Consider the following 19709-nt stretch of genomic DNA (forward strand, 5'->3'; position numbering starts at 1 on the left):
GCGGAGTTCCTCAGTCAATTATGCAGGCCATCGGTGAGGGCCCGTGCCAATGGAAAGCGCGCATTGTCATGGCGTTGACACGCCGAAGACATGGGCATGTCATGCGCGGCTTTCACACTCCCGGCCAGGAAAGCGGATTCCCGCTCTGTTTGGAAATTCCAGCTGTGCCCGTTCTTACCGAAGGAGACGTTGTCCATGAACGACCTGCCCACTTTGATGCAGTTGTCCACATCGCCGGAGGCTACAGGTACCGGTATTGTTCAGCCTTCTGGTGTTGTGCCGGGCGCTGTGCATGCTGTCCCGGCGCGTGGTGCTATCGAGGTGACTTGGGCCAGGCATCTGGATGAGGTCCGTGAGGCACAGCGCTTGCGGTTTGAGGTGTTCGCGGCAGAGATGGGCGCTCGATTGACGACCCCCATTCCTGGCCACGACGTGGACCTGTTTGACGACTATTGCGAGCATCTTCTGGTGCGCGACGCTCCGAGCCAGCAAGTCATTGGGACTTACCGGGTGCTGACGCCCGCGCAGGCCAAGCGGGTGGGCGGAACTTACAGCGACACCGAATTCGACTTGACGCGCTTGCGCACGCTGCGCCCGCGCATGGTGGAGCTGGGCCGCAGCTGTGTACATCCCGACCACCGCCACGGCGGCGTGATCATGGCGCTGTGGAGCGCGCTGGCGGACTTCATGGTGCGCAACGAACTCGACACGATGATCGGCTGTGCCAGCATTCCCATGCTTCACAATGGCGTGGTTAGCGGCGACGCTGCGGCCAGCATCTGGCAGCAAGTGCGAAAGACCCATCTGGCACCCATCGAATACCACGTGCTGCCGCGCCTGCCGTTGCCCGTGGAGCATCTGGACGGATCCATTGCCGTGGACCCACCGGCCTTGATCAAAGGCTATCTGCGACTGGGCGCCCGTGTACTGGGTGCACCGGCGTGGGATCCGGACTTCAATACCGCCGACCTGCCCATGCTGATGCGGCTGGCCGACCTGCATCCCCGCTACCGCAAGCATTTTCTGGGGGCCTGACCGGTGCGTGCCGCGTTCGACGCCCTGGGCCCTTGGTTGAACGAGTCCCAGGTGCCGCAGGATGCAGAGCCCGAGGCCCTTGTGGCGTTCGCCGGTCAACGCCGGTTCCGTGCGGTGTTCATTTCGGATTTGCACCTCGGCACACCTGGGTGTCAGGCTGAAGCGCTTCTGGATTTTCTGAAGCACCATCCCAGCGATCATCTGTACCTGGTGGGAGACATCGTCGATGGGTGGCAGTTGCGCCGTCGGTGGTTCTGGCCACAGGCGCACAACGATGTGGTGCAAAAGCTGTTGCGCCGCGCGCGCAAGGGGTGCCGCGTGGTGTTTGTTCCTGGTAACCACGACGAATTTGCCCGAGCCTTTGTGGGGCATTCTTTTGGCGGTATCGAGGTGGTGTCCGATGCTGTGCACACCACTGCAGATGGGCGCAGCCTGTGGGTCACGCATGGTGACCACTTTGATGGTGTGATCCAGTGTGCCAAATGGCTCGCCTACGTGGGTGACAACCTCTATGAATTCACGCTCAAGCTGAACCGCCATCTCAACATCCTTCGGGCGCGGATGGGGCTTCCGTATTGGTCTTTGTCAGCTTACCTGAAAGGCAAGGTAAAAAAGGCGCTCAACTACGTCACCGATTTTGAAGTGGCGGTGGCCGCAGAGGCCCGTCGCCGCGGGCACGATGGAGTGGTCTGCGGACATATCCACCGCGCGGAGATGCGCGAGATTGGTGGCACCTTGTATTGCAACGATGGCGACTGGGTGGAGAGCCACACAGCACTCGTCGAGCACCTTGATGGTCGGCTGGAGCTGTTGCAATGGCCCGCTGTGCCCGCAGCCAATCTGTCCAGCCAGGCCACACGGGTGTCCGCATGAAGATTGCGCTGCTGACTGATGCATGGCTGCCGCAGGTCAATGGCGTGGTGACCACTTTGGTCGAGTTGGTGCGAGAGCTGGAAGATGCCGGGCATGACGTGCAGGTGCTGCATCCTGGTCAGTTTTTTACCCGTCCTTGTCCCGGTTACGCTGGTATTGATCTAGCGGTGCGACCCTACAAGTCACTCGCCCAGAAGTTGGACGCGCTGCAGCCCGATGCCATTCATCTGGCGACCGAGGGGCCTCTGGGCTGGGCGGGGCGTCGTTACTGTCTCAAGCGTGGCCTGGCGTTCACCACAGCCTTTCATACAAGGTTTCCCGAGATTCTTCAGGCAGCCTTGCGCATACCACTGGGTTGGGGTTATGCGCTTTTCAGGCATTTCCATCGCCCTTCGTCGGGGGTGATGGTTCCTACGCAGGGTGTCTTGCAAATGCTGCAGCAGCGGGGCTTTCGCCAACTGCGGTTATGGACGCACGGTGTGGACACCCAGGCGTTTCGCTTTCATGGTGAGGTCTGTCAGAGTCCGCTCACTGGCGTTCTGGCGCATCCTGTGGCGCTTTATGTGGGGCGCATTTCATATGAAAAGAACATCGATGCCTTTTTGCAGATGGACATGCCGGGCACGAAGGTGGTGTGTGGTGTAGGCCCGCTCGAGGCACGGCTGAAAGCCAAGTACCCGCAGGTACGCTGGCTTGGCATTCTGGACCGGGAGGCGCTGGCACAGGTCTACGCCTCGGCCGATGTCTTTGTGTTTCCGAGCCGCTCCGAAACCTTTGGGCTGGTCATGCTGGAGGCAATGGCTTGCGGCACGCCGGTCGCTGCCTTTCCTGAAGATGGTCCGCGGGAGGTCTTGGGTGCAGGGGACGGCAGGGTGCCGATGGGCGGCGTGTTGCACGCGAGCCTTCTGGCGGCCACGCAGCAGGCCTTGTCCATACCCAGGTCCGAAGCACGAAGCCGGGCGCTGGAGTTCACCTGGGCACATGCGGCCAGGCTGTTTCAACAGTACCTGGTGCCAGCCCGCTCCAGCTCGCAGGGAGTTTTCGTGTCTGTCACAAAGTCTGTCACGCAGTTGTCATCTGGGCGTTAAATACTGCAGCGATTCCGCAATTGCTGTACGCGCGTATCCATGCTGCCCCTGCCTCCTGTTGATTCCATCCCTTTGCAGCGCGAGCACCCCGATGCTGTCGCGGACTCCTCGCACGCCGTGTCACATGACAACGATTTTGCGGCTGTGGGGGCTGTCACGGGCGTCGCCCCCCACATGTTTCTGGACCGCGACCACAGCATCCTGGCATTTAACGAACGCGTGTTCGACTGGGCGGTTCGCACAGATGTCCCGCTGCTGGAGCGGCTGCGCTACCTGTGCATCGTGTCATCCAACCTCGACGAGTTTTTTGAAGTACGTGCTGCAGCGCACATCACGGCGGCCAAGAAGGGCGAGACCAAGGGGCTCTACACCGCGGCGTCGTTCGAGGCCCTGTCCGCTCAGGTACACGACCTGGTAGAGCGGCAATACGCGCTGTACAACGAAGCACTGGTTCCCGCATTTGCAAAGCATGGGATACGTATCGTGGCGCATGGTGACCGCTCCGCAGAGCAGAGGCGCTGGGTGCACGAGTATTTTGCGCGCGAGGTCCGTCCCCTGTTGATTCCGGTGGGACTCGACCCGGCCCACCCGTTTCCGCAGGTGGCTAATAAGTCGTTGAACTTCATCGTGCGTCTCAAGGGGCATGATGCCTTCGGCCGCGAGAACGAAATCGCCATCGTCAAGGTGCCGCGTGCACTGCCCCGCCTGATCCGCATGCCAAAGAAGGTCGCGTCCGACGGGGCGTTGTTCGTCAGCTTGTCCAGCATCGTGCGTGCCCATTTGGAAGACCTCTTTCCTGGCCGCGAAGTGACGGAGTTTTCCCAGTTTCGTGTCACACGCCATTCCGATCTGGCACTGGACGAAGAGGATGTGCGTAACCTGCGCACCGCCTTGCGGCAAGGCCTGCAGCACCGCCATTACGGACAGGCTGTGCGCCTGGAAGTCTCTGCGGGTTGCTCTCGCTTCCTGTCCGACTTCTTGTTGCAGCAATTTGATCTGCCCAACGCGGCCTTGTACCGTGTACATGGTCCTGTGAACTTGGTGCGCCTGAATCAGCTGGTCGACTTGGTGAACGATCCCGCGTTGCTGTTCCCGCCATGGAGTTCCGCTTGGCCCCGTCAGCTCCAGCCAGGGGTGTCCATCATGGGCCAACTGCGCGAGCGCGACGTGTTGATCCACCAGCCGTTCGAGAGCTTTGATGGTTTGCTTGCGTTCCTGCGGGAGGCTGTGAACGATCCGGACGTGCTGGTCATCAAACAGACCATTTACCGCACGGGCGCCGACTCCGAACTCATGGACCTGCTCAGCGAGGCGGTACGCCGAGGCAAGGAGGTGATGGCGGTGGTGGAGTTGAAAGCACGCTTTGACGAGGAGGCCAACATCAATTGGGCAGAGGCGCTGGAGTCGATTGGGGCGCAGGTGGTCTATGGCGTCGTGGGCCTCAAGACCCACGCGAAGATGCTGCTCGTCACACGCCGTGAAGGGCGGCAGTTACGCCGGTACGGCCATCTCTCCACGGGCAACTACAACGTGCGCACGGCCAAGCTGTACACCGACCTGAGTTACCTCACGGCAGATGAAGAAACCACTGCCGATATGGACGGTGTTTTCAATCACCTGGCCAGCCAGAACCGGCCTCCCAAGCTGCGCAAGCTCATGCTGGCACCGTTCCATTTGCATCGCCGCATGATCGAGAAAATCGAGCGCGTGGGACTGGCGGCCAGCCGCGGGGAAGACGCACGGATCGTTGCCAAGATGAATGCCCTGACCGACGAGGGATTGATGCGGGCGTTGATCCTCGCTGGGCAGCGCGGCGCACGCATCGATCTGATTGTGCGCGGGGCCTGCATGCTGGCTCCGCAGGTGCCGGGAGTGACGGACAACATCCGGGTGCGCTCGGTGATTGGTCGGTTCCTGGAGCACACGCGTGTTTTCTATTTCCGCGCGGGGGGCGAAGAAGACCTCTATCTGTCGAGTGCCGATTGGATGAACCGCAACATGATGCGCCGCGTCGAGTTGGCGTGGCCAGTGACTGACCCCAAGCTGCGCCAGCAGATCATTGATGAATGTTTGGTGGCCTATCTGTGTGATGACCGCGATGCCTGGACGTTGAATGCCGCAGGCGTCTACGACCGCGCTGTGCACCCGGTGGACGGTAGTGGTGCCCAAAACGCGTTGATGGTGCGCTATGGGCCACGGCCTGCTCTGGGTCGCGAGGAGCCAGGGGTCGCATGATGGATTTGATCCTTTGGCGTCATGCCGAGGCGGAAGAGGCAGAAGACGGTAGCGATGATCTTGCACGCCCGCTCACGGCCCGGGGCGAGAAGCAGGCGGCGCGCATGGCGGCCTGGCTTGATCGTCAACTGCCAGAAGGCCTGAGGGTGGTGGCAAGTCCAGCGCGGCGGACTGAGCAAACTGCCCACGCTTTGGGCCGCAAATTCAAGATGCGCGCCGAGTTGTTGCCTGGCGGTACACCACAGGATTTGCTAGAGCTCGTGCAATGGCCGCGTGCCAAGGGCGCTGTTCTGGTGGTGGGGCACCAGCCCATGCTGGGCCAGACCGTTGCCCAGTTGTTGCAATTACAGGCCCCCGAGTGCCCTGTGCGCAAGGGCTCCGTGTGGTGGTTGCGCCAGCGCCAGCGCTGGGACCACAGCCAGACCGTGCTCATGGCCGTACAGTCACCGGAGTTTCTTTAGCTTGCCCGGCAATGTCCGAGGGCCCGAAGCCGTGCCCCTGGACACGCCGTGTCTCGGGACAGGTTTACTTGCGTCCTGCTTTGCCGCTGGACTTGGTCGTTGCCTTGGCAGGGACAGTTGGCGCGGCTTCAGCTGTGTCGGCCTTTGGGCGACCGGTCTTGATGGAAGGCACAGCTTGCAAAGCGCTGCGCAACGCGCTGTCTGACAGACCTGCCAGCACCTTGAGCCCTGCGCGCAACAGCTCGCTTTTCTTGACGGGGTGGGCCAGTGCTGTGGCACGGTCTTTCAGGGTGTCGAGTACCGCGTACTCGTCTTTGGGGATGGTGAAGCTGTCACGGACCAGCTTGGGCTTTTTGCCCTTGGGCTCGGTGGCCTTGGTGGGTTTCACTGCGGAAGCTGCCTTGGTCGCGGTGGCTGGCTTGGAGGCTGGCGCCTTTTCTGCCACGGCCTTTTTTGCGGGCTTTGCAGCCTTGGATGCCTTTGGAGCCTTGGGTGCTGTTGCCGGCTTGGTTGACGTGGCGGCCTTGGCGGGCTGGGCTGCTGCGGGCGCGGCGGGTGTGGCGGAGGGGCTGGGGGTTGTGGTGGCAGTGGTCATGACAGAAGATTGATAAACGGTATAAACAGTTTATACCGTTTGTTGTTTACCCTCAAGGCATGTCCACAGCCAGCTCCCAGGGGGTTTTTTGCCAGGCTTGAACTTCTTCGCGCAGAAGGTGGGCCGACTGGGGGTATGCGATGGCCCATCCAGGGCGCGCGCTGACCTGAAATTGCTGTCCGTCCGCCTGCAATGACAGCCCTTTGGTATCGGGCTCCCGGCGTGCGTGGCACAGGGCCACAGCCAAGCGCAAGCACAGCAGCTGCAGCACAAAAATCGGATCGTCGAGTTCCACCCCCAGCTTTCGTACCTTGCCCCGCTGCCCCTGCACCAGCACTCCCAGGCGGTGCAGTTCTGGCACCGCAAAACCAGCGGCGTCAGTGTTGTCGAGAATGTAGGCGCCGTGTCGGTGGTAGTCGCTGTGGGAAATGCGGCAGCCAATCTCATGCAGGCGGGCGGCCCAGTCGAGCTTGCGGCTGGCACGTTCGCTCCCGGGCGGGGCAGCCTGGTCAAACAGTGCGCAGGCGGTGCGCGCCACGCGGTCTGCATGCTCCATGTCCACGCCAAACCGCTGCATTAGCCCTTGGACGGTGGTGGTGCGAAGGTCGGTGCCGGGTTGCTCCCGATCCAGAAGGTCATACAAGGCGCCCTGGCGTAGTGCTCCTTGCGCAACCTGCATCTCATGGATGTCCAGCAGGTCAAACACGGCGCGCAGCACGCTGATGCCCCCCCCGATGACTGCACGGCGCTCTTCCTTGAGTCCGTCCATGCGCAGCCGGTCGGCACTCTGGGCGCGGAGCAAACGCTCCCGCAGCCAGTTCAGCCCATCGCGGGTAATCAGGCCCGGCGAACCTCCTGCGGCGGACAGAATGTCCCCCACGGCGCCGGCCGTGCCAGACGACCCATAGGCAACATCCCATGCATCGGGGCGAAAAGTCTCCAGCGCCTCATCGAGTACAGCCTTGGCAGCAATCTCCGCCGCCAGGAAGGCCTGGGCAGAGAACTCTCCCTTGGCAAAGTACCGTTGTGACCAGGCGACGCTGCCAACCCGGAAGGAGGCCACCGCGTGGGGCGTGAACTGCTCGCCGAGGATCAATTCGGTGGACCGACCTCCGATATCCACCACCAGGCGGCGCTCGTCCGACTGAGGCAGCAATCGGGCTACACCCTGGTAAATCAACCGAGCTTCTTCCGGGCCAGACACCACGTCGATAGGGTATCCCAGCACCTCACTGCCGCGTGACAGGAATTCTTCGCGATTGCGTGCTTCACGCAGTGTTTGAGTGGCCACTGCACGGACCTGCGCGCGGGGAAAGCCCGCCAGGCGCTCGCCAAAGCGCGCCAGACAAGCCCAGCCGCGCTCCATGGCGTCGCGAGTCAGGTTCCGATCTTCATCCAGCCCGTTGCCTTGGCGCACGGTTTCCTTGAGGTATTCCACCCGCTGGACGTGTCCGAACTCATAGCGCCCGATTTCCAGGCGAAAACTGTTGGAGCCGAGATCGACTGCGGCGAGGCGTGTGCCGTTCTGCATGTGTGTTTGGTGGGAGCTGCGTGCGGCATCGTACCGCGATGCGCGTGGCCTGATCCGAAGCGGGCCGCCATTGGCTGGGCGGGCAAGTGACCGGGAGGTGGCGGGAGTGTGACGAGGTTGTGTGACGCATTCATGACGTCAGCGATGCTGCGTCATGGGGGTGTTGCAATGGTCTGAGGTTGGTCTTTTGTGTCACTGAATTGTCACGATAGGCCTCTAGAGTTCGCTCTGTTCCTGTTAACCCCTGCCGAAAGGTACCTCATGAAACGCGTATTTCTCAAAACCGTCGCAGTAACTCTGGCAGCCCTGGCAGTGGGCAACGCCTTTGCGGCAGACATCACCGGCGCCGGCGCTACGTTCCCCTTCCCGATGTATGCCAAGTGGGCTGAAGCCTACAAGAAGGAAACCGGCGTGGGTCTGAACTACCAGTCCATCGGTTCCTCGGGTGGTATTCGCCAGATCCGCGCCAAGACCGTGGCTTTTGGCGCTACCGATGCCCCTCTGTCGGGCGCTGAACTGGAAAAAGACGGCATGGTGCAGTTTCCTGCCATCATCGGTGGCACCGTGCCTGTGGTGAATCTGGACGGTTTCAAGCCAGGCGAACTGCGCGTGACCGGCACCGTCCTGGCCGAAATGTATCTGGGCAAGATCACCAAGTGGAACGATGCCAAGCTGGCAGCCCTGAACCCCGGCAAGACGCTGCCCGACCAGAACATCACCATCGTGCACCGCGCCGATGGCTCTGGCACCACATTCAACTGGACCGACTACCTGAGCTCTGTCAGCAAGGAATGGGCGGATACGGTGGGCAAGGGTGCTGCAGTGAAGTGGCCTGCTCAGTCTTCGGTGGGAGGCAAGGGCAATGAAGGTGTTGCAGCCAACGTGACCCGTGTGAAGGGTGCCCTGGGCTACGTGGAGTACGCCTACGTCAAGAAGAACAACATGACTTTCCTGCAACTGCAGAACGCTGATGGCAAGTATGTGGCGCCCGACGATGCCACCTTTGCAGCGGCGGCTGCGAGCGCTGACTGGTTCAGCGTGCCTGGCATGGGTATTTCGATGGTGAACGCCAAGGGTGCCAACAGCTGGCCCGTGAGCACGGCATCCTTCATCCTCATGTACGCCGACCCCGCAGACAAGGCCCAGTCAGCCGAAGTCCTGAAATTCTTTGACTGGGCCTTCAAGAACGGCAAAACCATGGCTGCTGACCTGGACTACGTGCCGCTGCCTGACGCTCTGACGGCGCAGATCCGTTCCAAGGTCTGGTCGCAAATCAAGAAGTAAGCGGTTTGCCCCAGAATAGTGCCCATCGGCCGGCTGGTCTGACCGATGGGCGCTGGTTTGTGGGGTCTCCAGAAGCCAGATGGGAGTCAACATGAGCGTGGGAACCACCATGAGTTCGCAACCCGTGTCCGTCAAGATGACGGACGCCCCCACACCGTCCATGGTGTCGATTGCCAAGCGGCAGCGCCTGCAGGACATCGTTTTCCATCGGCTGACCCAGAGCCTGTCGCTGCTGGTGCTGGTGGCGCTGCTGGGCATCATCGTTTCGCTGTTCATCTACGCGTGGCCAGCTTTTCACAAGTTTGGCATCCAGTTCATCTGGCGCGCTGAGTGGGACATCATCAATGAAGAATTTGGTGCGGCGATTGCCATCGTCGGCACCCTGGCCAGCGCAGGCATTGCACTGCTGATCGCCGTTCCACTGGCATTCGGCATTGCGCTGTTCCTGACCGAAACCTGCCCTGTTTGGCTGCGCCGCCCGCTCGGCACGGCGGTGGAATTGCTGGCGGCCGTCCCGTCCATCATCTACGGCATGTTCGGCCTGTTCGTGTTTGCGCCATTGTTTGCAGACCATTTCCAGGTACCCGTGCAAAAGCTGCTCGGCTCCATGCCGCTGATCGGCTTCCTGTTTGGCGGCAGTACCAACGGATTTGGCATCCTGGCCGCGGGCATCGTGCTGGCCTTCATGGTGTTGCCTTTTGTGGCTGCCGTGATGCGCGATGTGTTCGAGATTGTTCCCCCCATCCTGCGCGAGTCCGCCTATGGCCTGGGTTGCACGACCTGGGAGGTGGTGCGTCGCGTGGTGCTGCCCTACACGCAGAAGGGCGTGATTGGCGGAGTGATGCTGGGCCTGGGCCGGGCCTTGGGCGAGACCATGGCCGTCACTTTTGTGATCGGCAATGCCAACCGCATGCCCACCTCGCTGTTCTCGCCAGGCACTTCCATCGCATCCACGCTGGCCAATGAGTTTGGCGAGGCGGCGGACTTTCATTTGTCCACGCTGTTTGCCCTGGGCTTCCTGCTGTTTGTGATCACGTTTGTGGTGCTGTCGGCCGCCAAGATCATGCTGCTGCGCGCCGAGAAGGCCAAGGGCCTGTAAGCCCTGCAGCCCGCTCCCGACCCTCTTCAGAGACGAGCTCCATGGAATTCAATCAACAACTCTACAAAAAGCGCCAGCGTTCCAACGCCATTGGCCTGACCCTGTCACTGGGCGCCATGGCACTGGGCCTGTTCGTGCTGCTCTGGATCCTGAGCGTGCTCCTGTCCAACGGTTTTGCCGCTTTGGACTGGAACATGTTCACTCAGTCCACCCCGGCGCCCGGCTCCGACGGCGGTGGCCTGGCCAACGCCATCGTGGGCAGCCTGCTGATGGTGGGCTTCACCGTGCTGGTGTCCACGCCCATCGGCGTGCTGGCGGGGGTGTACCTGGCCGAATACGGGGACCAGAGCAAAACCGCCGAACTGACCCGCTTTGTGACGGACATCATGCTGTCGGCCCCTTCCATCGTGCTGGGCCTGTTCGTATATGCCATTGCGGTCGCTACCGTGGGCAACTTCTCGGGCTGGGCGGGCAGCCTGGCGCTCTCGCTCATCGCCGTGCCGGTGGTGGTGCGCACCACCGAGAACATGCTGCGCCTGGTGCCCGGCAGCCTGCGCGAAGCGGCCTTTGCCCTCGGTGCACCGCGCTGGAAGGTCTCGACCATGGTCACCCTGCGTGCTGCTCGCAGCGGCGTGATGACCGGCTTGCTGCTGGCTGTGGCCCGCATCAGTGGCGAGACAGCGCCCCTGCTGTTCACCGCGCTCAACAACCAGTTCTTTAGCACCAACATGAATGCGCCCATGGCCAACCTGCCAGTCGTGATCTTCCAGTTTGCGCTGAGCCCGTACGAGAACTGGGTTCGCCTGGCCTGGGGCGGTGCGCTGCTCATCACGCTGTCGGTGCTGATCCTCAACGTCGTGGCGCGGGTGTTCCTGCGCGAAAAGAACCGCGTGTGATTTCGTTGGCTGATCCGGCCAACGCCAACGCCAACGCCATCGACAAGACTGCCTCCATTTTCAGGAATTGACAATGAACGCCACTGCTACCGCCACTGCCAGCAAGAACGCGCTGGAGCTGCGTAACCTGAGTTTTTTCTACGGCAAGTTCCAGGGCCTGCGCAACGTGAGCCTGGACATCGCCGAGCACAAGGTCACTGCCTTCATCGGCCCCTCGGGCTGTGGCAAGTCCACGCTGCTGCGCACGCTCAACCGCATGTACAGCCTGTATCCCGGCCAGCGCGCCGAGGGCTCCATCAGCTTCTACGGCCAGGACATCCTGGACCCCAAGCAAGACATCAACCTGCTGCGCGCCCGCATCGGCATGGTGTTCCAGAAGCCCACGCCGTTCCCGATGTCCATCTACGACAACATCGCGTTTGGCGTGAAGCTTTACGAGACGCTGAGCAAGAGCGAGATGGACGACCGCGTGGAGTGGGCACTGTCCAAAGCCGCTCTGTGGACTGAGGTGAAAGACAAGCTGCACCAGAGCGGCCTGTCGCTCTCCGGCGGCCAGCAGCAGCGCCTGTGCATTGCGCGCAGCGTGGCGGTGAAGCCTTCGGTGCTGTTGCTCGACGAGCCCACCTCGGCGCTGGACCCGTTGTCCACTGCCAAGATCGAAGAGCTGATCGACGAGCTCAAGCACGACTACACCATTGCGATCGTGACCCACAACATGCAGCAGGCCGCCCGCTGCAGCGACTTCACCGCCTACATGTACCTGGGCGAGATGATCGAGTTCGGTGCGACCGAGCAGATCTTCTTCAAGCCCGAGCGCAAAGAAACCGAAGACTACATCACCGGCCGTTTCGGCTAAGGAGACAGCAGATGCCCGATAAACATCTTTCGTCCCAGTTCGACAGCGAACTCAACAGCGTCTCTGCCCGCGTCATGGAAATGGGCGGCTTGGTGGAGTCGCAGATTCGCCAGGCGGTGTACGCACTGTCGCAATTCAGCCTGGAGGCCGTGGAGACGGTGGCTTCGATGGAGACCCGCATCAATGCGATGGAGGTCGAGATAGACCAGGAGCTGTCCTCCATCATCGCCCGCCGCCAGCCCACCGCGCGTGACCTGCGCCTGCTGCTGGCCTTCTCCAAGGCCACGGCCAATCTGGAGCGTATGGGCGACGAAGCCAACAAGATGGCGCGCATGGTGCGCTCCATCATTGAAGGCGGCGCCCCACGTTCGTTGCCGTCAAGCGACCTGCGGGTGGCGGCTGAGTTGGCCTCGGGCCAGCTGCGCAAGACGCTGGATGCGTTTGCACGGCTGGACGTGAAGGCGGCGGTCGCCATCCTCAAGGAGGACGATCTCATCGACAAGGAGTTCGATGGCTTCGTGCGCAAGCTCATCACCTACATGATGGAAGACCCCCGCACCATCTCGCCCAGCCTGGATTTGCTGTTCCTCGCCAAGGCCATCGAGCGCATTGGCGACCATTCCAAGAACGTGGCCGAGCTCATCATCTATCTGGTCAAGGGCAAGGACGTGCGCCACACAGCCCTCGACGAGATCGAGTCGGCAGTGCTGTAAGTACGGGGCGCTGAAATCACCATGAGAAAGCTTCCCCGTGTCCTCATCGTGGAGGACGAACCCGCGATTGCTGAACTGATTGCAGTCAACCTGCGCCACAACGGTTTCCAGCCCTTCTGGGCGGAAGACGGCGACAGCGCGCAGCGCGAGCTGGATGCCGTGCTGCCCGATGTGATCCTGCTGGACTGGATGCTGCCCGGGCAAAGCGGTCTGTCGCTGGCGCGCAAGTGGCGTGCAGACAGCCGCACCAAGCCCATCCCCATCCTCATGCTCACCGCGCGTGGGGATGAGCCGGATAAGGTGGCCGGGCTGGACGCCGGTGCCGACGACTACATCACCAAGCCCTTTTCCACGCAGGAGCTGTTGGCCCGCATCCGTGCGGTGCTGCGCCGCCGCGCACCCGAGCAGGTGAGCGACAGCGTGAGCATTGGCGAGCTGGTGCTGGATGCTGCGACCTACCGGGTCACCTTCCAGGGCCAGCCCCTGAAGGTCGGCCCCACCGAGTTCAAGCTGCTGCATTTCTTGATGAAACACGCCGAGCGTGTGCACAGCCGGTCGCAGCTGCTCGACAAGGTGTGGGGCGACCATGTCTTCATCGAGGAGCGCACGGTGGACGTGCATGTCAAGCGCCTGCGCGAGGCCCTGGGTGCAGCGTCCGTGATGGTGGAAACGGTGCGCGGCGCGGGCTACCGGCTCACTGCACAACCCCAGGTGCCGCTGTCGGCCTGATGGGTAGGCGGGCTGCCGCCTGTGAGTGATGCGACGCGCTCGATGGCTGCTGTGCAGCGGTCCACTGCGGTCGGCGTGCATCGGTGGTGGCGATGGATGGATGTGATGGATCAATGGGCGCGCGTGTCGCGCCCCTGGCGTTTCTGAGAAGGCTTTGCAATCCGCATGCTGTGGCGTATTTCGTTTTTCCTGCTGTGGCAGTTGGCGGGTGGTGGCCTGGGGTGGTGGCAAGGCGGGCCCTGGGGGGCCGCACTGGGGGCCGCCATTGCTGCCTGGGCGTGGTTCGTGTGGGACCTGCTGCGGGGCGTGCGGGTGCTGCGCTGGTTGCGCACGGGCGATCTGGCATCGGTGCCGTCCATGCGTGGCATCTGGGGCGAGGCGGCGGACCGTGCGCGGCGTCTGCTGCGCAAGCAGGAGGCGCAGATACGCGACAGCCAGGACCGTTTGCAGGAGATCCTGGCCGCCCTGCAGGCCTCCCCCAACGGCGTGGTGCTGCTGGATGCGCAGGGCCGCATCGAATGGTGCAACCAGATGGCAGCCAACCAGTTTGGCTTTGATGCGCAGCGCGACGTCATGCAGTCCATCGGCAATCTGCTGCGCAACCCGGAATTCACGGCTTACTTCGCTGCCAAGGACTTCACCAGCGATGTGGTGCTGGAGGGGCGCCTGAGCACGCCGTCGCGACCCGTACGCATCTCGGTGCACCTGCACCCCTACGGCGATGGCCGCACGCTGCTGCTGTCGCGCGACGTGACGGCGCTGGAGCAGGCCGACGCGATGCGGAGAGACTTTGTGGCCAATGTGTCGCACGAGATCCGCACACCCCTCACGGTGCTCACCGGTTTTGTCGAAACCTTGCAGACCTTGCCGCTGAGCGCCGACGAGCGCTCGCGCTATCTGGGCATGATGGCGCAGCAGGCGCAGCGCATGCAAAGTGTGGTGCAGGACCTGCTCACGCTGTCGCGGCTGGAGGGCAGCCCGCTGCCCGGCATGGCCGAATGGACACCTGTTCAGTCGCTGATGCAGCGCTGCGAGGAAGAGGGCCGCGCCCTGTCGACGCTGCTCACACAGAACCAGCAGCGTCCCCATGCGATGCGCTTTCCGGCGGCCGATCTGCTGCGGGCCGAAGGCGAGATTGCTGGTGTGCCTGCCGAACTGCAAAGTGCCTTGTCCAACCTCGTCAACAACGCGGTGCGCTACACACCCGGCGGTGGTTCCATCGAGGTGCAGTGGCTGCGCAAGGAGGATGGCAGTGCCGTGTTCTCCGTGCATGACACCGGCCCCGGCATTGCGCCCGAGCACATCCCGCGCCTGACAGAGCGCTTTTACCGGGTGGACCGCAGCCGTTCGCGCGAGACCGGGGGCACTGGCCTGGGCCTGGCCATCGTCAAGCATGTGCTGCAGCGCCATGGCGCCACGCTGGACATCGCGAGCACGCTGGGCAAGGGCTCGGTGTTTTCGGTCACTTTCCCGGCCAACCGTTTGCGGGGTTTTTCCTTGCCGGGCTGATGGCTCGCCAGAGCATGGCGACGAACAGCAGTGCGGTGACTGCGAGCGCCGCCGCGCTGGCCGCCCAGAAGGGAGTGGGCGAAGCCACACCCGACCAAGGCCCGATGCCTCCATAAGCCAGCCAATAGCCGCCCGCCAGGCCAGCCCCCCACAGCAGCGCGCAGTACACCACCAGTGGCGCCAGCGTGATGCGGTAGCAGCGCAGCACAAACACGCACAGCGTCTGCACCGCATCGGCAGCGTGGTACGCCGCCACCCAGACCAGCACCGTGCCGGCCACGGCTGCCACGCTGGCGTTGTCGGTGTAGATCTGGCTGATCGAGTGTCTTGCTATCAATAGAATAGCTGCCAAGGCAATACCCACTAGCGCAGCGAGCGAAAAACCCATCAAAACCACCTGACGGGCTCGCTGGGGCTGCTGTGCGCCCAGCCAGTAGCTCACCCGCGCGCTGGTGGCGATGGACAGCGACAGCGGCACCATGTAGAGCACGGCAGCCATGTTGGCGGCGATCTGGTGGGCGGCCGCCGAGGTGGTGCCCTGGCGCGCGATGAACAAGGCCATCAGGGTGAAGGAGGTCACCTCCACCATCACGGCCAGGCCTGCTGGAACGCCGAGCCTGGCAAAGCCTGCAATCGTGGGCCAGTGCGGGGGCTCCATGCGGCGCCACAGCCCCAGGGGGGTGTAGATGTCCTGCGTGCGCAGCAGCCACACAGCCAGCGCCAGCATGCTGCAGTTGACGACCAGCGTTGCCCAGGCGCAGCCCACCACCCCCTGCGCGGGCAGGCCCCCGCCGCCAAAGGTGAACCACACCGACAGCGGCAGCTTGATCAGCAGCGAGCCCACCTGCAGCCAGGTGACCAGACGCGGATGCCCCAGGGCCTGGTTGAGGGTGCTGTAGATCCGGAACAGCAGGGCGGGTGCGAGTGCCAGTGCCAGCACAGCCAGGTAGTTTTCTACCTGCGGGCGAAGCGCAGGGGGTACTTCCGTCCAGCGCAGCAGCGCGCCTGGCGATAGCAGCACCGCCATGCCCACCACTGAAGCAGCAGCGCACAGGTACAAGGCCTGTCGCAGTGATCGGCCTACGGCCTCAGGCTGTTGCGCGCCGCGCTGTTCGGCCCACACGGGGAGGAGTGCCTGCAGCACGCCGATCAGCGCGACGTACACACTGATGAAGATGGCCGACCCTACGGACAGCGCGGCCAGCGACGATTCGCTGTAGCGCCCCGCCACGATGGTGTCCGTCACCCCGAAGGCCATGACCGCCAATTGCCCCGCCAGCACGGTCACGGCGTGCCGGGTGATGGTGGACAGCTCCGACATCAGCGGGCCGGGGCCGCACGGCGGAACAGCAGCAGGTTCTCGTTCTTGTCGGTGGGGCGGGGCAGGGTGGCCCGGGCTTCCCACAGCTCAGCGCGGACCATGCGCTCGGACGCGGGCCAGGAGGCGCTGTCCACCAGCAGCCACTGGCATTCATCCTGCAGGCCCGCGCGCTGCAGCGACAGCTGTCCATGGAACTGCAGAGCCGCCACCTGAGCACGGTTCAGCCCCACGGTCTGAATGCACCCGGGCTCCGGCCCCAGGGCTGCCACCACACTGCGCACCTGCGGACCATAGCTGCGTGCGTAGTCCAGCAGGGGCAGCCACAGGGTCATCAGCAAAAGCCAGCCCAGGGCAGCACCACCTGCGGGCAGCACCAGGCTCTTCCAGATGGGGGCCCGGTTGCGGGACGCACGCCACCACGCCAGACCACACCAACCCACAGTGGCCGCCACGGCCACCAGCAAAGCCAGTGCAGAAAACTGCGGCACGAACCCGGGCGCCAGCTTGGCCACGTTGGCGGCAGGTTTGGCAGGCACCCCGGTCTGCATGGCAATCCAGATCACCCAGATCGCGAGGGCCGATGCGGTGAAGAACAGCAGCGTGAACCAGTCGATCAAGGCCCCCACGCTGCGGCGCAGCGTAGGCAGGGCAAAGGCTGCCAGCGCAGCCAGGGCGGGCAGGCCCAGCAGCAATGCCCGGTCGGCCGGCTGGGTGGTGATGGTGGCGCCAATCGACACCAGAGTGAACCACAGGGGCAGCAGCAGGTGCCGTTGGCCAGGGCGGCTGAAGATCTGCTGGCGCCAGCGCCACAAGGTCCAGAGAGCCAGTGGCCAGGCCGGCCAGCCAAACCACAGCAGCAGGCGCGCCAGGCTCAGCCAGTCCTTGCTACCACCATCGAACCCCACAACACGCCAGCGCCAAAGGTCCAGACCCTGGGCCAGGGCAGCAGCCGCCAGTGTGGCTGCGGCCAGCACGGCGGCCCAGCGCCAGCGGCGGTCGGTGTTGCCAGCGGGCGCAAACAGCGCCAGCAACGCGCCGCCCATGCCCAATAAGCCCGTGAGGGCGGGGGCTCCGGACAGCGTGAGCCCGGCCATGCCCAGCACCAGGGCCACGGCGGGCACCACGGTGCGGTGGGGCATGGCGGCCACCGCAAAAAACAGCAAAGCGGTGCAGCCAAGCTGTGCCAGATAGCTCGTGACCTCATGCGAGAGCTGCGCCAGGCCCAGGCAGGCGATCAGCGCCAGCAAGGCGCCATCGGCAATGGCACGCGCATAGTCCAGTGGGGAAGCCTCGCCGCCAAAAGCAAATGCGACCGGTTGGGCGCCCGGGCTACGGGCCAGGTAGTACACGCCATACCAAGTGGCCATCAGGGTGATGACCAGGAGCGCGATGAACGGTATGCGGGCCGCCATCTCCGGCGACAGCCAGGCCGGTGCCATCTGCACAGCCCAGGCCCCCAGCCAGTAGGGCAGCAGCCCTTCGGTTTCGGGGGGCATGCCACCGAGCAGCGGACTGAGCCAGGGAGTGCTTCCCTGGGCGAGCTCCAGCATGTAGCCAAAAGCGGTGACGTCTGCGTTCTTCCACGGATCCCGGCCCACAAAGCCGGGCACTACGTAGGCAATGCACAGCAGCAGCAGCGCCCAGCGGGGCAGTGGGCTGACGGCGTTCTGGGTAACGATGGCGGGGGTGGGTGGAGTCACGCGGCAGTGGGCGGCTGGGCAAAGGAGCCACCGAGAATAAAGGCAAAACCCATGAAAAAAGGCAGCCCGGTTGCCCGGGCTGCCTTTTTGGCGGGATCGCAGGGGCGAATTACTTCGCTGCGGTCTTGCCGAAACGGTTGCGGAAGCGCTCCACGCGGCCACCCATGTTGTCCACGGACTTTTGCGTGCCGGTGTAGAAGGGGTGCGATTCAGAAGAGGTATCCAGCTTGAACAGCGGGTATTCCTTGCCTTCGTGGGTTTCGGTTTCCTTGGTGTTCACGCACGAGCGGGTCACGAACTTGAAACCGTTGGACAGGTCCACGAACAGAACTTCGCGGTAGTTGGGGTGAATGCCTTCTTTCATGATCTTCCTTTGAGTCAACTGCGGGAGCCGCACCGGCCAGTCCGATGTACTTTCCGCAAGAAAAAGCCCTCTATTATTGCACAGGCTGAGAATTAGCCCCCGCGACGCATCATGTCGAAGAAGTCCACATTGGTCTTGGTGGCCTTCATGTTCTTGATCATGAGCTCCATGGACTCGATCTCGTCCATGTTGTACATGAACTGGCGAAGGATGCGGGTCTTTTGCAGGATCTCGGGGGCCAGCAGCAGTTCTTCGCGGCGTGTGCCGCTCTTGTTGAGCTCGATGGCAGGGAACACGCGCTTTTCGTACAGGCGGCGGTTCAGGTGGATTTCGCAGTTGCCCGTGCCCTTGAATTCTTCAAAGATCACTTCATCCATGCGGCTGCCGGTATCGACCAGCGCAGTGGCGATGATGGTGAGCGAACCACCTTCCTCAACCTTGCGCGCAGCGCCAAAGAAGCGCTTGGGGCGCTGGAGTGCGGCGGCATCCACACCGCCAGACAGCACCTTGCCGCTCGACGGCACGACGTTGTTGTAGGCGCGGGCCAGGCGGGTGATGGAGTCGAGCAGGATCACCACGTCCTTCTTGAGCTCGACCAGGCGCTTGGCGCGCTCGATCACCATCTCGGCCACGTGCACGTGGCGGGCGGCGGGCTCGTCGAAGGTGGAGGCGATGATCTCGCCCTTGACCGTGCGCTGCATTTCGGTCACTTCTTCAGGGCGCTCGTCCACCAGCAGCACCATCAGGTGCACGTCGGGGTTGTTTGCCGTAATGGCGTGGGCGATGTGCTGCATCATCACCGTCTTGCCGCTCTTGGGCGGTGCCACGATCAGCGCACGCTGGCCGCGGCCAATGGGCGCGATGATGTCGATGATGCGGCCGGTGATGTTCTCTTCACTCTTGACGTCGCGCTCCAGTCGCATCTGCTCCTTGGGGAACAGGGGCGTCAGGTTTTCGAACATCACCTTGTGCTTGTTTTGCTCTGGGGGGCCGTCGTTGACCTTGTCGAGCTTGGTCAGTGCAAAGTAGCGCTCGCCGTCCTTGGGCGTACGCACTTCGCCTTCGATCATGTCGCCGGTGTGCAGGTTGAAGCGACGCACCTGGCTGGGGCTGATGTAAATATCGTCCGTGCTGGCGGTGAAGCTGGTGTCCGGGCTGCGCAGAAAGCCGAAGCCATCAGGCAGGATTTCCAGCACGCCGTCTGCAAACACCTGCTCACCCGCCTTGGCGCGCTTCTTGATGATGGCAAACATCAACTCCTGCTTGCGCATGCGGCCCGTGTTTTCGATTTCGAGTTCTTCGGCCTGCTTCAGGACTTCAGACACGTGCAGTGCCTTGAGTTCGTTTAAGTGCATGGATTGACTCCTTGGCGGAGCTGGTATGAATCTTGGGGGAGATGGGCTGATGCCGAATGGGCTGC

19 protein-coding genes are annotated in these 19709 nt (G+C 63.0%); 12 read left to right on the forward strand and 7 right to left on the reverse strand.

The window, feature by feature from the left end:
* Positions 1-14: 14 nt before the first annotated feature.
* Positions 15-197: a hypothetical protein gene (locus ATF69_RS22430; RefSeq protein WP_143227256.1), complete on the reverse strand. Its 183-nt coding sequence runs from the start codon at positions 195-197 to the stop codon at positions 15-17.
* On the opposite strand from ATF69_RS22430, the gene ATF69_RS22435 reads away from it, so the two are divergent.
* From ATF69_RS22435 to sixA, 5 genes are all read left to right on the forward strand, one after another.
* The gene (locus ATF69_RS22435; RefSeq protein WP_146872345.1) at positions 196-1035 is read left to right on the forward strand and encodes a GNAT family N-acetyltransferase; all 840 of its coding nucleotides are present in this window, start codon (positions 196-198) and stop codon (positions 1033-1035) included. The two genes, ATF69_RS22430 and ATF69_RS22435, sit on opposite strands and share 2 nt — an antisense overlap.
* Positions 1036-1038: 3 nt before the next feature.
* Positions 1039-1908: a UDP-2,3-diacylglucosamine diphosphatase gene (locus ATF69_RS22440; RefSeq protein WP_146872346.1), complete on the forward strand. Its 870-nt coding sequence runs from the start codon at positions 1039-1041 to the stop codon at positions 1906-1908.
* A complete protein-coding gene (locus tag ATF69_RS22445) occupies positions 1905-2996 on the forward strand; it encodes a glycosyltransferase family 4 protein (protein ID WP_146872347.1) in 1092 nt (363 codons plus the stop codon). Before ATF69_RS22440 ends, ATF69_RS22445 begins: the two co-directional genes overlap by 4 nt.
* A gap of 174 nt (positions 2997-3170) precedes the next feature.
* Entirely contained in the window at positions 3171-5231 is a 2061-nt protein-coding gene (gene ppk1 / locus ATF69_RS22450; RefSeq protein WP_099732066.1) for a polyphosphate kinase 1, read from the forward strand.
* On the forward strand, positions 5228-5692 hold the full coding sequence (sixA, locus tag ATF69_RS22455; RefSeq protein WP_056067241.1) for a phosphohistidine phosphatase SixA: 465 nt from the start codon (positions 5228-5230) through the stop codon (positions 5690-5692). The genes ppk1 and sixA overlap by 4 nt, the downstream gene beginning before the upstream one ends.
* A gap of 64 nt (positions 5693-5756) precedes the next feature.
* On the opposite strand, the gene ATF69_RS22460 is transcribed toward sixA, so the two are convergent.
* Together ATF69_RS22460 and ATF69_RS22465 are read right to left on the reverse strand one after the other, a co-directional pair.
* The gene (locus ATF69_RS22460) at positions 5757-6287 is read right to left on the reverse strand and encodes a hypothetical protein (protein ID WP_146872348.1); all 531 of its coding nucleotides are present in this window, start codon (positions 6285-6287) and stop codon (positions 5757-5759) included.
* Between the two features lie 52 nt (positions 6288-6339).
* Positions 6340-7818 (reverse strand): Ppx/GppA phosphatase family protein, encoded by a 1479-nt coding sequence (locus ATF69_RS22465; protein ID WP_146872349.1) that lies wholly within the window; start codon positions 7816-7818, stop codon positions 6340-6342.
* 261 nt (positions 7819-8079) lie between these two features.
* On the opposite strand from ATF69_RS22465, the gene pstS reads away from it, so the two are divergent.
* The 7 genes from pstS (at position 8080) to phoR (ending at position 14904) form a co-directional block, all read left to right on the forward strand.
* Positions 8080-9102: a phosphate ABC transporter substrate-binding protein PstS gene (pstS, locus tag ATF69_RS22470; protein WP_108499680.1), complete on the forward strand. Its 1023-nt coding sequence runs from the start codon at positions 8080-8082 to the stop codon at positions 9100-9102.
* 79 nt (positions 9103-9181) lie between these two features.
* Positions 9182-10201: a phosphate ABC transporter permease subunit PstC gene (pstC, locus tag ATF69_RS22475; RefSeq protein WP_056067251.1), complete on the forward strand. Its 1020-nt coding sequence runs from the start codon at positions 9182-9184 to the stop codon at positions 10199-10201.
* Positions 10202-10242: 41 nt separating this feature from the next.
* Positions 10243-11097 carry a phosphate ABC transporter permease PstA gene (gene pstA / locus ATF69_RS22480; protein ID WP_056067253.1) on the forward strand — a complete coding sequence of 285 codons (855 nt, stop codon included), beginning with the start codon at positions 10243-10245 and terminating at the stop codon, positions 11095-11097.
* Positions 11098-11170: 73 nt separating this feature from the next.
* Positions 11171-11953: a phosphate ABC transporter ATP-binding protein PstB gene (pstB, locus tag ATF69_RS22485; RefSeq protein WP_056067255.1), complete on the forward strand. Its 783-nt coding sequence runs from the start codon at positions 11171-11173 to the stop codon at positions 11951-11953.
* An 11-nt stretch (positions 11954-11964) separates the two neighbouring features.
* The gene (phoU, locus tag ATF69_RS22490) at positions 11965-12666 is read left to right on the forward strand and encodes a phosphate signaling complex protein PhoU (protein ID WP_010457902.1); all 702 of its coding nucleotides are present in this window, start codon (positions 11965-11967) and stop codon (positions 12664-12666) included.
* A gap of 21 nt (positions 12667-12687) precedes the next feature.
* Positions 12688-13395, forward strand: coding sequence for a phosphate regulon transcriptional regulator PhoB (phoB, locus tag ATF69_RS22495; RefSeq protein ID WP_015013590.1), 708 nt, complete (start codon positions 12688-12690; stop codon positions 13393-13395).
* 165 nt (positions 13396-13560) lie between these two features.
* Positions 13561-14904 (forward strand): phosphate regulon sensor histidine kinase PhoR, encoded by a 1344-nt coding sequence (gene phoR, locus ATF69_RS22500; protein ID WP_146872350.1) that lies wholly within the window; start codon positions 13561-13563, stop codon positions 14902-14904.
* On the opposite strand, the gene ATF69_RS22505 is transcribed toward phoR, so the two are convergent.
* The 4 genes from ATF69_RS22505 to rho all read right to left on the reverse strand — a co-directional run bounded on the left by ATF69_RS22505 (position 14858) and on the right by rho (position 19644).
* Positions 14858-16225, reverse strand: a complete 1368-nt coding sequence (locus tag ATF69_RS22505; protein WP_146872351.1) for an MATE family efflux transporter — start codon at positions 16223-16225, stop codon at positions 14858-14860. The two genes, phoR and ATF69_RS22505, sit on opposite strands and share 47 nt — an antisense overlap.
* Positions 16225-17925 carry a hypothetical protein gene (locus ATF69_RS22510; protein WP_146872352.1) on the reverse strand — a complete coding sequence of 567 codons (1701 nt, stop codon included), beginning with the start codon at positions 17923-17925 and terminating at the stop codon, positions 16225-16227. Before ATF69_RS22510 ends, ATF69_RS22505 begins: the two co-directional genes overlap by 1 nt.
* 109 nt (positions 17926-18034) lie before the next feature.
* On the reverse strand, positions 18035-18289 hold the full coding sequence (locus ATF69_RS22515; protein WP_015013594.1) for a type B 50S ribosomal protein L31: 255 nt from the start codon (positions 18287-18289) through the stop codon (positions 18035-18037).
* Between the two features lie 92 nt (positions 18290-18381).
* Positions 18382-19644: a transcription termination factor Rho gene (rho, locus tag ATF69_RS22520; RefSeq protein WP_056067265.1), complete on the reverse strand. Its 1263-nt coding sequence runs from the start codon at positions 19642-19644 to the stop codon at positions 18382-18384.
* Positions 19645-19709 lie beyond the last annotated feature (65 nt).

Origin of the sequence: Acidovorax delafieldii (genome assembly GCF_007993815.1) — a bacterium.
Taxonomy (GTDB): Bacteria; Pseudomonadota; Gammaproteobacteria; order Burkholderiales; family Burkholderiaceae_C; genus Acidovorax; species Acidovorax delafieldii.